Genomic DNA, 15,128 nt, shown 5'->3' on the forward strand with positions numbered 1-15,128 from the left:
ATTTCGTATCTCTACCTAGTTTGTTGCCGCTACCGAATCCAGACTGCGCCATAGATACCAGGTCGCAACAGTACGGTAAGGCTCCCAGTTGGCGGCAACTTCTCGCGCATCGCTACGAGAAACCGGCTCGCCAGAAAAATAGTTACGGCTAATGCCAGCCAGCAGACCAAGGTCGTCCAGCGGCAAAATATTCGGTCGGAGCAGATTAAATATCAAAAACATCTCCGCTGTCCAGCGTCCGATACCGCGAATTTGAATTAACTCTGCGATAACGTCTTCATCTTCCATCTCGGCCCACTTGTCATAATTGACACGTTTTGCCTTGAAATGGTCCGCCAGATCGAAAATATACTCTGCTTTACGCTTGGATAAGCCACAAGTTGCCAGCTTGTCACCAGCCTTGATAACTTGTGCCGGCGTGCATTTTGGACAAACTTCAAGAAAACGCTGCCAAACCGAGTCGGCCGCTTTGGTCGAAATTTGTTGTCCTATGATAGAACGTGCCAATGTAGAAAATGGCTCACCGCGGCTAACCAGATGCAAATCGCCGAACTGAGGGATCAGCTTGCGCATAATACGGTCGCGCTTCATCAGCTCGACCTTGGCATCCTCCCAGTAGGCTGGCAGGATGCGCATTTCTTCAGTGGAGATCGTTTTCCCCATCAGATCAAGCCCTTCGCCATTCAGTCACTCCACCCGGTTTATCTTCCAGGATGATGCCTTTTTCCAGCAGCTCGGCACGTATGCGATCTGCTTCGGTAAAATTCTTTGCTTTTTTTGCATTTACGCGTGCGGCAATTTGCTCGATGACAAATGTTTCCATATCGCCACCATCCTCATTGGCCAGTCCGGCATGCAAGAATTGCTGAGCCGGGCGCTGCAAGAGACCGACTATACCAGCGAGTCCGACCAGTTGGCGCGCCAAAGCAGGCGATTTTGTTTTATTGATTTCATTTGCCAATTCAAACAACACGGCAACCGCCAGTGGCGTATTGAAATCGTCATTCATCGCCTCCGCAAAGCGTACTGCATGCGCTTCCGTCACATCCAGCGATGAATTATCCGGCGCCACATCCTTGAGCGCGGTATACATACGCGTTAGTGCATTGCGGGCATCGTCCAGATGCGCGTCGGAATAATTGAGCTGACTGCGATAATGCGCGCGCAAGATAAAGAAGCGCACGACTTCGGAATCGTATTTCGCTAATACTTCGCGGATGGTGAAAAAGTTGCCCAGCGACTTCGACATTTTTTCATTGTCGACGCGCACAAAACCATTGTGCATCCAGTAATTGACGAAGGTATGCTGGTTCGCGCCTTCGGACTGGGCAATTTCATTTTCGTGATGCGGAAATTGCAGATCGGCACCACCGCCGTGGATGTCGAATTGTTCACCCAGCAATTCACACGCCATTGCAGAACATTCGATATGCCAGCCCGGACGACCACTGCCCCACTTGGAAGACCACTTTACTTCTTCCGGTTCGGATTCTTTCGATGACTTCCACAAGACAAAATCCAACGGATCGCGCTTGCCGGTATTCACATCAACGCGCTCACCGGCGCGCAAATCATCCAGTGATTTGCCCGACAGTTTGCCGTAACCGGGAAAGTCACGGACTGAATAGTTCACATCACCATCAGATGATTTGTAAGCGAGGCCATTACGCTCCAGCGTTTCAATCAGGCCTAGCATCTGCGGCACATAATTGGTTGCGCGCGGCTCGTGATCCGGCTTTTGCACGCCTAGCGCCGCGGCGTCTTCGTCCATCGCATCAATGAAACGCTGTGTCAGCGCAGAAATGGAAACGCCATTTTCGGCGGCACGCTTGATGATCTTGTCATCGATGTCGGTGATGTTGCGAACATAAGTCACTTCGTAGTTCGAAGTACGCAACCAGCGTTGCACCAGGTCGAACACCACCATCACGCGTGCGTGTCCGATATGACAATAGTCATATACCGTCATCCCGCACACATACATGCGGACTTTGCCCGGTTCGATAGGAGTAAACGGCTGCTTCTCACGCGCCAGCGTATTGTAGATCTTCAGGGCACTCATGAATGGTTGTCTGTTTCGGCTAAGATTTGTCACAAGACTGGCTGCGCATCGCCATTTACGCGCATCAGCAACTCCGGGTCGCAGCTACGGCGACGCCGCCAAAACACTTAGTCATACTTCTTTTTGATAAAATGCACGTTTTCGCGGCAGTATAGCATTGATAAAAACCGTAACCGCCGACCAAATTTGTTATCCAAGCAACAGTCAGTGGCATATCGATTTTTATTTTTACGTTTCCCAGCTTCGATAAAATCGGCGCAAAATTCAAGAAACATCTATAACTAAGCCGCAAGCGGGACGGCATAATATGACAGTGCGCACGATCACGCAACCAGACTAGGGATTGAATATTAATTCATCGTCATTATCTTGGATGATGTTCCATACGCTGCAAACTACTCATCTTCATTTAAACGAAAGAAGCTCGAATGAAATTTTTCCGTCGCCAAGCCATGACTATGGTTGCAGCAATATCACTGTCAGGCATGTTGCAACTTGCGCATGCAGCAGATACGCCACAAGTATTATTGAAAACAAATATGGGCGATATCGTGCTGGAACTGAATCAGGAAAAAGCACCGAAATCAGTAGAGAATTTTGTACAGTATGTAAAAAGCGGCCAGTACAATGGCACCATTTTTCACCGTGTGATCGATGGCTTCATGATCCAAGGCGGCGGCTTCGATAAAGACATGAAAGAAAAAGCGACGCGTGCGCCTATTCAGAACGAAGCAGCGAACGGCCTGAAGAATGACATCTATACGATTGCGATGGCACGTACCAGCTCACCGCATTCGGCAACTGCGCAATTCTTTATTAACACCGCCAACAACAGCATGCTGAACTATCCTAGCCGTGACGGTTGGGGCTATGCCGTCTTCGGCAAAGTCATCAAAGGCACCGAAGTCGTCGACAAGATCAAGAACGTCAGCACCGGCAATCGGGGCGGCCATCAAAACGTACCGACCACGCCAGTGATCATTGAGTCAGCTTCTATCATTAATTAATTTTCATCACCGTTTTTATCACCCTACATTTATCAAGGAATAATATGGCAGTCCTCCTCACCACCAATCACGGCAACATCACTATCGAACTCGACGCAGAAAAAGCACCTAAGACAGTCGAGAACTTCCTTGCCTACGTTAACTCGGGTCACTATGCCGGTACCATTTTCCATCGCGTGATCGATGGTTTCATGATCCAGGGCGGCGGCTTTGAGCCAGGCATGAAACAAAAGCCAACCAACGAACCAGTTGAGAATGAAGCCAAAAACGGCCTCAAAAACGATGTCTATACCTTGGCAATGGCACGTACTTCGGCACCACACTCTGCTTCTGCACAGTTCTTCATCAACATCAACAACAACACTTTCCTCGACTATCCAGGACAAGATGGCTGGGGTTACTGCGTATTCGGCAAAGTAATCGATGGCACCGATGTCGTTGAAAAAATCAAAGCGGTCAAAACAACACGTAGCGGCATGTTTGCCGATGTACCAGTGGAAGACGTAATCATCGAAAAAGCTGAAGTTATCTAAGCATCGCTTCTGCACAGCCATCTCGATGCATGATATGACCTCCTCTTTATCCTCTGCTTCGACGAATCAAGCGCAGCCTGAAACGGCTGCGCTTTTTATTTCCGATTTGCATTTACAGGTAGCAATGCCACGTACCACGCAGGCATTCTTCTACTTCCTGCAACATCAAGCTAGAAAAACAAAACAGCTGTATTTACTCGGCGACATCTTCGAAGCATGGGCTGGTGATGATGACATTTCCGATCCATTCAACCAGCAAGTCGTCAATGAATTAAAGAAGCTCAGCACAAGTGGCGTGGCCATATTTTGGATCGCAGGCAATCGCGACTTTCTGGTCGGAAAAAAATTTGCAGAAACAACCGGCATCACTCTACTACCTGATCCCTTTGTTACCACCATTGCAGGACGCTTGATCGTGCTCACACACGGTGATGCTTATTGCACAGATGATGCCGCGTACATGCAGTTTCGCGTACAAGTACGACAAGCTGAGTGGCAACAGAATTTCCTCGCATTGCCACTCGCGCAACGCAAAGCAATTATCGAAAATCTTCGTGCAGGAAGCCGTGCTGCGCAACGAGAAAAATCTTACGACATCATGGATGTCAACGCGACTGCGATCGCAGAACTATTCGCACAAACTGCAACAGCAACCATGATTCATGGACACACACATAGACCTGCTCGCCATGACTATCAAGAAGGTGGCAAGACGCTTGTACGTTATGTACTGTCTGATTGGGATCTGGATGACGCTGCCACACCACGTGGTGACTGGCTGGCAATCGATACGACTGGAGAAATCCGTCGTTTTAACTTGAATGGACTTGAAGTCGGCAACTGATTTTTGCTCCCTGCTTCAAGCCCTTTATCGATTATTCAAACTGCTGTTTGAATTGCTGAAACTGTGCAGACAGCGCGGCAACTTCCTGCCGTAGAGCAGCGACTTCTGCCTCCAACTGCGCCACCCTATCCTGTCGACTCACATTGCTCGCAATACTACTTGGTGAACTTGTGGCAGCTTCACTCGACTCAGGAAAAACTTCACCCGACAACAGCGGTGCATAACGCGCCTCTTTGGTACCAGGCGTACGAGGCAAGCGCGCAACCAAAGGTGGATATTTATCGATCAAGAATTGCAGCGCTGCTTCAACATCCGCAATCGCAGCGAATTCATGCAAGCGACCTGAGCGCGTGCGAATTTCGCCAGCAGTCTGAATGCCGCGCAACATCAAAACCGTCAGGACCGCCAATTTATCCTGTTCCAGCGACCATTTCATGCGCAGTCTGTGCTGATACTTGGTGACGCGTGCACCTGCCTGATTAACCTCCGCAACGAACTTGCTTTCTATCAGACGTTGCAAAATGCCCTGAACGTCCTCTTCAGTCAGCGCCATCACCGGATCACGACTCGTTAATTGATTGCAGCCGTTGGTCAGCGCATTGATAGACATAGGATAGGCATCCGGCGTCAACGCTTCTTTTTCTGCCAGTACTGCCAACACACGGATTTCGCCAGCATCGAACGTGAGCTGTCCGTTGTCTTGCGACTCTGGGGATGGGGAATTCGTTACTTCATCATTCATGTATAAGTGCTTACTCGACCAGCTTATTCAGCTCTTCGGGATCAAATTTTTCTGTGGTAATCAAGGTTTCGCAATCGATTCCGGCGCACTTCAAAGCTGCCAGTATCTTTTCGATCTGATGTTCCTGCGTTGCCGCATTATCGATCAAGCCGTGCAATGCCTTGGACAAAGGATCGTCACCGTTAGGTGTCACGCCATAAGCAGCAAACATGCGTGCGGCCGCTTCATCACGAGCATTATCTTTCAAGATAATGCGTGCCGGATTACCAACTGCCGTCGCACCTGCTGGCACTTCACGCACCACCACGGCGTTCGAGCCAACCTTGGCACCTTCGCCAACGGTAAAACCACCCAGTACTTGCGCACCTGCGCCGATGATGACGCCAGTGCCTAAAGTTGGATGGCGCTTCGCACCTTTACTCAGGGAGGTACCACCCAGCGTGACGCCTTGATAGATCGTGCAGTCATCACCGACTTCTGCGGTTTCACCAATCACCACACCAAAACCGTGGTCTATAAATACACGACGCCCAATCTTTGCACCTGGATGAATTTCAATACCGGTCAACCAGCGTGCAATATGCGAGGTAAACCGCCCCAGCCACTTGAGATCATGCAGCCAGAACCAGTTGGCCCAACGTTGCATAACAACAGCGTGAAACCCCGGATAGCAGGTAATAACTTCCCATTCATTGCGCGCAGCGGGATCGCGGGCAATGATATTGGCTATATCTTCTCGAATACGACTAAACATGGAATGAATATGATTATGCGAAAAATGCTCGAACAACAATATTAGCCTGTTATAGCAAAACGTGGCGGGTGTTGAGTATTTCACCCAACACCCGCCACATTGCACGGCTATTCTGGTTGACTATGAACCGGTAGCGATCCGCTGTCTGCGGGCTTCGTACAAGCAAACGCCTGAAGCCACGGATACGTTCAAGCTCTCGACGGAGCCGAACATTGGGATGCCGACCAGCACATCACATGTTTCGCGCGTCAGGCGACGCATGCCCTCACCTTCAGAACCCATGATCAGTGCGGCCGGACCGGAGAAATCAGCTTCGTACAAGCCTTTTTCTGAGTCATCAGTCGTACCGATCAACATGATGTCGCGTTCTTTGAGTTCACGCAGCGTGCGTGCCAGATTCGTCACCGTGATGTAGGGAACTGTATCCGCCGCACCGCTGGCAACTTTGGCTGCTGTTGCATTCAAACCGACTGCACGGTCTTTAGGTGCGATCACAGCATGTGCACCAGCGCCATCGGCTACACGCAAGCATGCGCCGAGATTATGCGGATCGGTAATACCATCCAAGACCAGCAGCAAAGGCGGGCCGTCGATAGCATCAAGCAATTCATCCAGATTACGTGCCAGCGATAATTCGCCAGCCTTGGCCACCACACCTTGATGGCGACGTGTACCAACGATGCTGCTCAGGCGTGCATCGTCAGCTGGGATGATGCGTACCTTGGCGCCTTCTGCTGCGCGTATCAAATCCTTCATACGCTGATCGTGACGACCGGCGTCAATATAAATTTCTTCTACCGAAGAGGCTTCATGGCGCAAACGCGCCGTGACGGCGTGAAAGCCGAAAATCATCTTGCTCTTCATTTTTATCGCTTCTTCTTACTTGGTTTAGGGTGCACGGCTGGTGCACGCTGTTTGTTAGGCGTAGCCGGGGTACGTTTGGCTTTCGCTTTCTTGCCAGGAGCGGCCGCAACAGACGTTGTCTTTGCTGCACCTTTCTTCTCTGTTTTTTGTGTACGTTGATGCTCGCTATCAGCGCGACGTGCTTCGTTTTTCAATACTGTACGAATGCCCGGCTCTGTCACGAGACGCAAATCAATTTTACGTGCATCCAGATCGACACGGCTGACCTGTACCGTCACGCGATCTGTCAGTTGATAGCGTATGCCGGTACGTTCGCCGCGCAGCTCATGACGCGCCTCATCGAATTTGAAATGATCCGCGCCTAACTCGGTAACGTGGACCATGCCCTCGATAAACAAGGAGTCCAGTTGCACAAAAATACCAAACGTTGCGACACCGGAAATCACACCCGTAAATTCCTCGCCCAGCTTGTCACGAATGAAATAGCATTTGAGCCAGGCTTCGACGTCACGCGATGCTTCATCAGCACGACGCTCATTCGCCGAGCAATGGATGCCCAAGGCTTCCCAGATCGCCAGATCGCCTTCTGCCTTCTGTTTGCCCTCAGCCTTGTCTTGCGCATGCTTCTTGCGCGCGGCAGGCGACAGCATCGTATTCAGCACGCTGGTATCGATGCCTCTAGGCTCATAACGCTTGCCTTGCAGGATCGCCTTGATGGCACGATGCGTCAGCAAATCCGGATAACGGCGAATCGGGCTGGTGAAATGCGCATAAGCTTCATATGACAAACCAAAGTGACCGATATTCTCAGGGCTGTAGACAGCCTGCTGCATCGAGCGCAACAACATCGTTTGCAACAACAACGCATCCGGCCGCGTTTTGATCTTCGGCATCAACTCGGCATAATCAGATGCAGTTGGCTTATCACCACCGCCCAGATTCAAACCAACCTGTTTCAGGAAGGTACGTACCTGATTCAGCTTTTCCTTGGTCGGCAAGGCATGCACGCGATACAGACTGTGATGCTTGTGACGTTCCAGCAAATCAGCCGCACAAACGTTGGCCGCCAACATGCACTCTTCAATCAGCTTGTGCGCTTCGTTACGAGTGCGAGGCAGAATTTGTTCAATCTTGCCGACTTCATTACAAACTATATAAGTTTCAGTCGTTTCAAAGTCAATCGCACCGCGCGCATGACGCGCTTGCAACAAGGCTTGATAAACACCATACAGATTCAGCAGATGCGGCACCAAGGCTGGACGCTTCGCCGCTTCCGTGCCTTTGGTATTACCGAGAATCGCAGCAACTTCTGTATAGGTCAGGCGCGCAGCAGAATGAATCACTGCTGGATAAAATTGATAAGCCTTGATTTCGCCTTTGGTGGTAATCACTGCATCACACACCAAAGTCAAACGATCAACGCCCGGGTTCAACGAACACAAGCCGTTAGACAATTTTTCCGGCAGCATAGGAATCACGCGACGCGGGAAATACACTGAAGTACTACGTTCCAGTGCATCAACATCCAGCGCTTCGTTCGGCTTCACATAATTGCTGACATCGGCAATCGCAACGATCAGACGAAAACCATCTGCGCGACCGATTTTGCATGGCTCGCAATAAACGGCATCATCAAAGTCGCGTGCATCTTCGCCATCGATAGTGACTAGCGGCACATCACGTAAATCAACGCGATCATGCAGATCAACTGCACGCACTTCGCTCGGCAGTTTGGCTGCCGCTTTTTTCGCAGCTTCGGAAAATTCATGCGGCACGCCGTACTTGCGTACAGCGATTTCGATTTCCATGCCGGGATCGTCGATGTCGCCTAAGACTTCAACTATTTTTCCGACTGGCTGGCTGAAACGCGAAGGCTGTTCAGTCAACTCAACGCTGACGACCTGCCCTGTCTTTGCCTTGCCTGGCGAACCGGCCAGCATGATGTCTTGACCGATGCGCTTGTCTTCCGGCGCAACTACCCAGACGCCGTTTTCATTCAGCAGGCGGCCGATCACATGGCTATTCGCACGCGATACCACTTCAACAATGGTGCCTTCTGGACGACCACGGCGATCCGTGCCGATGATGCGCGCTTGCACGCGATCACCATGCAATACTTTTTGCATTTCTTTTTCAGGCAAAAAGATATCGGCGCTGGCGTCGTCTGGAATCAGAAAGCCGAAGCCGTCACGATGACTGCTGACGCGGCCTTCAATAAAATTGGAAGAATGGGCAAGTTGATAATTGCCTGCGCGGTCGGGCTTGATCTGCCCATCGCGCTCCATCGCGTTCAAGCGGCGCATCAGGCCGTCCATCTCGTCAGGCTTTACGCCGAGAGCGGTAGCTAGTGTTGATGCGTCGTGCGAACCGGTGGCCGTACGTAAGATGCCGAGAATTTCCTCGCGGCTGGGAATGGTATAAGAGAATTGGCTCAAAAGCTGTTTTGGTTAATTGTTATTAGAACGGGAGTCAGTGTAACGGACGACGACGATGTTTGCATAATAAGTCGATAAAGATGCAAATTCGATGCAATCGATGGTTGACTTCCAAGAGGGTTCCGCTATACTGCTCATCTTTCAGAAGGCCCACGTGGCGGAATTGGTAGACGCGCATGGTTCAGGTCCATGTGCCGCAAGGTGTGGGGGTTCGAGTCCCTCCGTGGGCACCAAGTTATTAAAACCCCGTTGATTCGTCAACGGGGTTTTTCTTATTCAGGCTGTAGTTTTTCACAGTCGCGTTCACAGTTTAATCTTGGCAAAGCTCTTTGCCAGTCATCATCCTTCTGCAATTTTCAAAGAATTAATATTGCCTGTGCAAAATGACACGTCAGTGACTGCATCGCAATAGCGCTTATTCCACATTACCTCGTTTTAACCATGCCGCCAATTGGTGCGGACGCAAGCCGTCATAATCTTCAAACGGTTGATGTATCCATGGATTGCTAGGTAAATAGTCGAGATAGAAATCCGGCTTAACTGATGAGCAAGCTTTGTACCAGATGACGGCAGACTTTACTTCTGTCACCGCATGGAATTGCTCGGAAAGATGGCGTTGCACTTTTTCCAGCGTCACGCCAGAATCAACCAGATCGTCGAGCAGCAATACTTTGCCACCCAGCGATCCGCGACTCATTGTGATGTGTTTGGCGATGTCGAGAATGCCTTGCTCTGTGCCCGCTTCTTCACGATATGAGCTGGTCGATAAAATCGCCAAGGGCACATCGAAAATACGCGAGAACACATCACCAGGCCGTAGGCCGCCGCGGGCCAGACACAATACCTGATCAAACTTCCAGCCGGACTCATGCACGAGCAAAACCAAACGTTCGATTGCATGGTGATATTCATCCCATGTAACCCACAAATCCTTATCGCTTGATTCTGGCATCGCGCATTCCGTCCGGACTAATCTTCTTATTTGAATGGATGACGCAATACGATTGTTTCTTCACGGTCAGGACCGGTCGAAATCATATCGATAGGCACACCGACCAATTTTTCAATGCGATCAATGTAGGCACGCGCATTTGCTGGCAACGCTTCCAACGTTTTCGCACCAACTGTTGTTTCTTTCCAGCCTGGCATTTCTTCGTAGATTGGTTCGCATGCTGCTGCATCTTCTGCACCAACCGGGAAGATATCAACAGTTTTACCGTTGAGTTTATAGCCTGTGCAAATACGCAGCGTTTCCAAGCCATCCAGCACGTCAAGCTTGGTAAAGCACATGCCAGTTACACCGTTGATCTGCACCGAACGTTTCAACAAGGCTGCATCGAACCAACCACAGCGACGTGCACGGCCGGTAACAGTACCGAACTCATGACCGACTGTTGCCAGATGCTTGCCTACGCCTGTATCTGTTGGCAATTCCGATGGGAAAGGACCCGAGCCAACGCGTGTTGTGTATGCCTTGGTAATACCGAGGATGTAATGCAACATGCCAGGGCCGACGCCAGAACCCGTAGATGCATTGCCTGCCACACAGTTACTGGAAGTGACGTATGGATACGTACCGTGATCGACGTCCAGCAAGCTGCCTTGTGCGCCTTCAAACAAGAGGTTTGCACCTGCATTGTGAGCAGCATACAAAGCACTCGATACGTCACCAACCATAGGCTTCAAACGTGGCACATCGGCCAGTGCTTCATCCAAGGTTTTTTGATAGTCAACAGTCGCTACCTTCAGATAATTCGCTAACACGAAGTTGTGATAATCGAGGTTCTCTGCCAGTTTTTCTGCGAAGCGTTTTTCATTCAGCAAGTCAGCAGCGCGAATCGCGCGGCGTGCAACTTTATCTTCGTAAGCTGGGCCGATACCTTTACCGGTCGTACCGATTTTTGCATCGCCACGTGCCACTTCACGCGCCACATCCAATGCGGTGTGGTACGGCAAAATGATAGGGCAAGCCTCTGAAATTTTCAGACGCGAAGGAACTTCAACGCCAATCGCATGCAGTTTGTCGATTTCACGCAGTACATCAGGTACCGACAAAACAACGCCGTTACCGATATAGCACGCTACGCCTTCGCGCATGATGCCGGATGGGATCAATTGCAGTGCGGTTTTATGACCGCCGATCACTAGTGTGTGGCCTGCGTTGTGACCGCCTTGGAAGCGCACTACACCTTGTGAATGATCTGTCAGCCAATCGACGATCTTGCCTTTGCCTTCATCGCCCCATTGGGTACCGACTACTACAACGTTTTTTGCCATGCTTTTTGTTGACATCACTTAACCTAAATTTTTGATAATCCAGTTGCCATCTTCAAGTACGAGTACGCGATCGCACTCAAACTCGTCCTGATCGTTTTCGTAGCCGGGCAAGCTTTGAATCACAACTTCCCCTGCTTTGCGCAATGCGACAATTTTTGTACGCAACAATGGTTCGCGACCCCAAGGCGCACGAATCGCACGTTTGCGTTCTGCGACTGGCAACAAGCGCGCCAGTTCGCGTAAATCCATAGAAAAACCAGTGGCCGGACGTGCGCGACCGAATGCTTCGCCAACGTGATCGTAACGACCACCGCGTGCCACAGCATTCGGCAAGCCTGGTACGTAGATCGCAAACATCGCTCCGCTCTCGTACTGGTATCCACCAAGATCCGCCAGATCGATAGTCACACTCGCCTCACCGGCCAGCTTAACTAATGCAGCCAACTCATCCAATGCTTTGGTGATACCAGGCAATGCCGGCAACTCTTTGCGCGCACGCGCAAGTACTGTTGCATCACCATACAAACTAGGCAATGCGAGTAAGGCACGGCGAGATTCTACGCCGTACGAAGCAGTAATTTCTTCCAGCGCAGGCACATCCTTCGCCCGCAAGAAAGTATACAGTGCGCCCTCGTCTTTTTGCGCGTTTATGTCATTTTCGATAATGGCGCGCAACACACCAACGTGACATAAATCCAAGCGTACATGCGTAAAACCAGCCAAAGCCAGAGAAGCCAGCGCCAGTTCCTGGATTTCGGCATCGGCTTCCAAACCAGCGTGGCCGTATATCTCGGCACCGATTTGCAAAGGCTCGCGTGTTGCATGCAAGCCATTAGGGCGCGTATGCAATACGCTGCCGGAATAGCAAAGACGCGTCACTGAGGCACGATTAAGCAAATGTGCATCGATGCGCGCCACTTGTGTTGTCATATCTGCACGCAAGCCCAAGGTACGACCAGATAACTGATCGACTAACTTGAAGGTACGCAAATCCATGTCATGCCCGGCACCGGCCAATAATGAATCGAGATACTCCAGCATCGGCGGCATGACAAGTTCGTACCCGTACAGGTGGAAGTTGTCGAGAATGACGCGACGCAGTTCTTCAATTTTGCGCGCTTCAGACGGCAAAACATCAGCAATATTTTCAGGCAATAGCCAATTTGGCATGACGGGAAACTAAGTAGTCAGAAAAAAGAAAAGGAGATATGGCATATATCAAGCCCATATCACCAAGGTACTTGGCAGCAGTCAAATCCAACATCAGATCATGTCTGCCGAGAAATTCATTTGCGTTTATGCATGCAGTCGCCACAAAAAGAAACTGCATGAAGTGAATAGAACATCACTTCATGCAAAGTACAGGTATATCGTCTTTACGACAGCCCTACATTATTTCTTCGCTGCGGTGCCACTAGCTCCTGGATTCTTGAAATATTTAAAGAACTCAGAGTTAGGATCAATCACAAGCATGTCGTTACGCGTTTTAAAGCTGGCGCGATATGCCTCAAGGCTACGATAGAACTTGTAGAACTCTGGGCTTTGCCCAAAAGCTTGCGCATAAATCTGCGACGCTTTGGCATCACCCTCACCGCGAATCTGCTCTGCATCACGATAAGCTTCCGCCAAAATCACGGTACGCTGTCTATCTGCATCTGCACGAATTTTTTCAGATTCCGCAGCACCAGTCGAACGCAATTCATTCGCAACACGTGCACGCTCTGATTTCATCCGATCAAAAACAGACGCATTGATTTGCTCTACATAATCGACGCGCTTCAGACGGACATCAACAATCTCGACACCGATTTGCTTGGCTTCTTCGGTTACTTTTTTCTGAATGCCGTCCATCACCTTGCCGCGCTCACCGGAAATTACTTCCCGCACAGTGCGCTTGGTAATTTCGTCATTCAGCGATGCCTTGACGATTTGTGCCATACGATTTTGCGCACTACGTTCATCACCACTAAAGCTGACGAAGTACAGACGCGGATCAACAATGCGCCACTTAACAAACGCATCGACCAGAATATTTTTCTTCTCTGCAGTAATAAAACGATCTGCATCAGGTGTATCCAGCGTCAGGATACGCTTATCCAGAAAGACGACATTCTGGAACGGTGGCGGCAACTTGAAATGCAAACCAGGTTCGCTGATGACACTTTTCACTTCACCCAAAGCAAACACGATTGCGTACTGACGCTGATCAACCACAAACAAGGTCGAGGACAAGGCGACAACTGCAATCACCGCAACGATGACATAAGAAATAAGGCGATTCATTATCGTACCTCCCGATCACGTGAATTACGGCTCTCACGCGCACGAGACTCCTGCGCCTCTAATGCCGTCGTGTCCGGTGGTGGCACAGACGATGCAGGCGGTCTGATTGCGGCAACATCGCTTGCCGCCGAAGCTGGCGCAGCAGTTTGAGCAATCAATTTATCCAACGGCAAATAAAGCAGGTTGTTACTACCTTTTGAATCGACCATGACCTTAGTAGTGCTTGAGAAAATTTTCTGCATCGTCTCGAGATACATACGGTCTCTCGTCACTGCAGGCGCTTTTTGATATTCAACCAATACTTGCTTGAAGCGAGAAGCCTCACCTTGCGCATTCGCAGTAACGCTTGAACGATACGCTTCCGACTCTTGCATCAAGCGCGATGCCGCACCACGTGCGCGAGGGATCACATCGTTTGCGTAAGCCTGGCCTTCATTTTTTTGACGTTCGCGATCTTGTCCTGCTTTAACCGCATCATCGAATGCAGCTTGCACTTGCTCTGGCGGTTGTACGCCCTGCATCGTGACATTGGTAATCTGTACGCCGGACTTATAACGATCAGCGATTTGCTGCATCAACTGGCTACTATCGAATGCAATTTTTTCGCGACCTTCATACAGCACGAAATCCATTTTGCTGCGACCAACAACTTCGCGCATTGCGGTTTCCGCGACTTGCTTGACCATTTCTTCATGCTCACGATTATTAAATATCCAATCGGATGCATTTTTCAATGTGTACTGCACAGCGAACTGAATATCGATGATGTTTTCATCTTCAGTCAGCATCAGTGATTCTTGCTGTTGTTTGTTCTTGACGTTGCCGCGATAACCGACCTCAACCGTACGGACTTGTGAAACGTTCACAATCTCGTGACTTTGAATCGGTGCAGGCCAGCGCCAGTTAAAACCAGCAGGCGTCATATGACTGAATTTACCAAAAGTCATAACCACGCCGGTCTGACCTTCTTGCACAATGAAGAAGCCGCTGACCAGCCACAAAAATGCCACGATAGCTGCGATCACCGCAGCACCGATACCGGCACCCTTCATATCCGGCTTGAAGTTCATGCCGCCACCAGAATCACCGCCGCCATTACCGCCACCGCCGGTTTTTTTATTACCGAACAGGTTGCTCAAGCGTTGATTAAAATCGCGCCATAGTTGATCCAAATCAGGCGGACCATCATTCGGCCGTTTGCCGTCTTGATTCTGGTTCTTGTTGTTATCATCGGAACCACGACCCCAACGAGGGTCATTGAGCGAGAACTTCAAACCAAATTTTTTGAGTAGGGAAACAAGCATTCTTTTGCGGTCCGGGCTGAAAA

At 50.1% G+C, this 15,128-nt stretch carries 14 protein-coding genes and 1 tRNA gene; 4 read left to right on the forward strand and 11 right to left on the reverse strand.

All coding sequences use genetic code 11. The features are described 5' to 3' along the window. Positions 1–15: 15 nt before the first annotated feature. Positions 16–663 (reverse strand): DNA-3-methyladenine glycosylase family protein, encoded by a 648-nt coding sequence (locus AC07N2_RS15620; RefSeq protein ID WP_494779070.1) that lies wholly within the window; start codon positions 661–663, stop codon positions 16–18. Between the two features lie 4 nt (positions 664–667). After that, entirely contained in the window at positions 668–2,062 is a 1,395-nt protein-coding gene (gene cysS / locus AC07N2_RS15625; protein WP_494779071.1) for a cysteine--tRNA ligase, read from the reverse strand. Positions 2,063–2,490: 428 nt separating this feature from the next. Here cysS and AC07N2_RS15630 point away from each other — a divergent pair, with 428 nt between their 5' ends. The 3 genes from AC07N2_RS15630 to AC07N2_RS15640 are packed head-to-tail and all read left to right on the forward strand — an operon-like array spanning position 2,491 to position 4,446. Beyond that, positions 2,491–3,069: a peptidylprolyl isomerase gene (locus tag AC07N2_RS15630; RefSeq protein WP_494779072.1), complete on the forward strand. Its 579-nt coding sequence runs from the start codon at positions 2,491–2,493 to the stop codon at positions 3,067–3,069. A 44-nt stretch (positions 3,070–3,113) separates the two neighbouring features. Next, positions 3,114–3,602 (forward strand): peptidylprolyl isomerase, encoded by a 489-nt coding sequence (locus AC07N2_RS15635; protein WP_076591009.1) that lies wholly within the window; start codon positions 3,114–3,116, stop codon positions 3,600–3,602. Positions 3,603–3,636: 34 nt separating this feature from the next. Next, positions 3,637–4,446, forward strand: coding sequence for a UDP-2,3-diacylglucosamine diphosphatase (locus AC07N2_RS15640; RefSeq protein WP_494779073.1), 810 nt, complete (start codon positions 3,637–3,639; stop codon positions 4,444–4,446). 31 nt (positions 4,447–4,477) lie between these two features. On the opposite strand, the gene AC07N2_RS15645 is transcribed toward AC07N2_RS15640, so the two are convergent. The 4 genes from AC07N2_RS15645 to rnr all read right to left on the reverse strand — a co-directional run bounded on the left by AC07N2_RS15645 (position 4,478) and on the right by rnr (position 9,241). Further along, positions 4,478–5,188, reverse strand: coding sequence for a YceH family protein (locus AC07N2_RS15645; RefSeq protein ID WP_494779074.1), 711 nt, complete (start codon positions 5,186–5,188; stop codon positions 4,478–4,480). Between the two features lie 10 nt (positions 5,189–5,198). Further along, complete coding sequence (gene cysE, locus AC07N2_RS15650) at positions 5,199–5,942, reverse strand: serine O-acetyltransferase (RefSeq protein WP_076591007.1); 744 nt, start codon at positions 5,940–5,942, stop codon at positions 5,199–5,201. Between the two features lie 120 nt (positions 5,943–6,062). Further along, positions 6,063–6,806, reverse strand: coding sequence for a 23S rRNA (guanosine(2251)-2'-O)-methyltransferase RlmB (gene rlmB / locus AC07N2_RS15655; RefSeq protein ID WP_076591006.1), 744 nt, complete (start codon positions 6,804–6,806; stop codon positions 6,063–6,065). Positions 6,807–6,808: 2 nt separating this feature from the next. Further along, positions 6,809–9,241 carry a ribonuclease R gene (gene rnr / locus AC07N2_RS15660; RefSeq protein ID WP_494779075.1) on the reverse strand — a complete coding sequence of 811 codons (2,433 nt, stop codon included), beginning with the start codon at positions 9,239–9,241 and terminating at the stop codon, positions 6,809–6,811. A 148-nt stretch (positions 9,242–9,389) separates the two neighbouring features. Between rnr and AC07N2_RS15665 the strand changes: the two genes are divergently transcribed. After that, positions 9,390–9,474 (forward strand) — tRNA-Leu (locus tag AC07N2_RS15665). 182 nt (positions 9,475–9,656) lie between these two features. On the opposite strand, the gene AC07N2_RS15670 is transcribed toward AC07N2_RS15665, so the two are convergent. The 5 genes from AC07N2_RS15670 to hflK form a co-directional block, all read right to left on the reverse strand. Then, a complete protein-coding gene (locus AC07N2_RS15670; protein WP_076591004.1) occupies positions 9,657–10,193 on the reverse strand; it encodes a phosphoribosyltransferase in 537 nt (178 codons plus the stop codon). Positions 10,194–10,219: 26 nt separating this feature from the next. After that, complete coding sequence (locus tag AC07N2_RS15675) at positions 10,220–11,533, reverse strand: adenylosuccinate synthase (RefSeq protein ID WP_494779076.1); 1,314 nt, start codon at positions 11,531–11,533, stop codon at positions 10,220–10,222. A gap of 3 nt (positions 11,534–11,536) precedes the next feature. Next, complete coding sequence (locus tag AC07N2_RS15680) at positions 11,537–12,688, reverse strand: ATP phosphoribosyltransferase regulatory subunit (protein WP_494779077.1); 1,152 nt, start codon at positions 12,686–12,688, stop codon at positions 11,537–11,539. Between the two features lie 222 nt (positions 12,689–12,910). Then, complete coding sequence (hflC, locus tag AC07N2_RS15685; RefSeq protein WP_494779078.1) at positions 12,911–13,801, reverse strand: protease modulator HflC; 891 nt, start codon at positions 13,799–13,801, stop codon at positions 12,911–12,913. Beyond that, positions 13,801–15,105 (reverse strand): FtsH protease activity modulator HflK, encoded by a 1,305-nt coding sequence (hflK, locus tag AC07N2_RS15690; RefSeq protein ID WP_494779079.1) that lies wholly within the window; start codon positions 15,103–15,105, stop codon positions 13,801–13,803. The genes hflC and hflK overlap by 1 nt, the downstream gene beginning before the upstream one ends. Positions 15,106–15,128 lie beyond the last annotated feature (23 nt).

The sequence above is a fragment of the Herminiimonas sp. GW821-FHT09C12 genome (assembly GCF_059416385.1).

Coding starts and splice junctions, on each gene's coding strand:
- AC07N2_RS15620 (WP_494779070.1), bottom strand. CDS start 663: ATGGGGAAAACGATCTCCACTGAAGAAATGCGCATCCTGCCAGCCTAC.
- cysS (WP_494779071.1), bottom strand. CDS start 2,062: ATGAGTGCCCTGAAGATCTACAATACGCTGGCGCGTGAGAAGCAGCCG.
- AC07N2_RS15630 (WP_494779072.1), top strand. CDS start 2,491: ATGAAATTTTTCCGTCGCCAAGCCATGACTATGGTTGCAGCAATATCA.
- AC07N2_RS15635 (WP_076591009.1), top strand. CDS start 3,114: ATGGCAGTCCTCCTCACCACCAATCACGGCAACATCACTATCGAACTC.
- AC07N2_RS15640 (WP_494779073.1), top strand. CDS start 3,637: ATGACCTCCTCTTTATCCTCTGCTTCGACGAATCAAGCGCAGCCTGAA.
- AC07N2_RS15645 (WP_494779074.1), bottom strand. CDS start 5,188: ATGAATGATGAAGTAACGAATTCCCCATCCCCAGAGTCGCAAGACAAC.
- cysE (WP_076591007.1), bottom strand. CDS start 5,942: ATGTTTAGTCGTATTCGAGAAGATATAGCCAATATCATTGCCCGCGAT.
- rlmB (WP_076591006.1), bottom strand. CDS start 6,806: ATGAAGAGCAAGATGATTTTCGGCTTTCACGCCGTCACGGCGCGTTTG.
- AC07N2_RS15670 (WP_076591004.1), bottom strand. CDS start 10,193: ATGCCAGAATCAAGCGATAAGGATTTGTGGGTTACATGGGATGAATAT.
- AC07N2_RS15675 (WP_494779076.1), bottom strand. CDS start 11,533: ATGTCAACAAAAAGCATGGCAAAAAACGTTGTAGTAGTCGGTACCCAA.
- AC07N2_RS15680 (WP_494779077.1), bottom strand. CDS start 12,688: ATGCCAAATTGGCTATTGCCTGAAAATATTGCTGATGTTTTGCCGTCT.
- hflC (WP_494779078.1), bottom strand. CDS start 13,801: ATGAATCGCCTTATTTCTTATGTCATCGTTGCGGTGATTGCAGTTGTC.
- hflK (WP_494779079.1), bottom strand. CDS start 15,105: ATGCTTGTTTCCCTACTCAAAAAATTTGGTTTGAAGTTCTCGCTCAAT.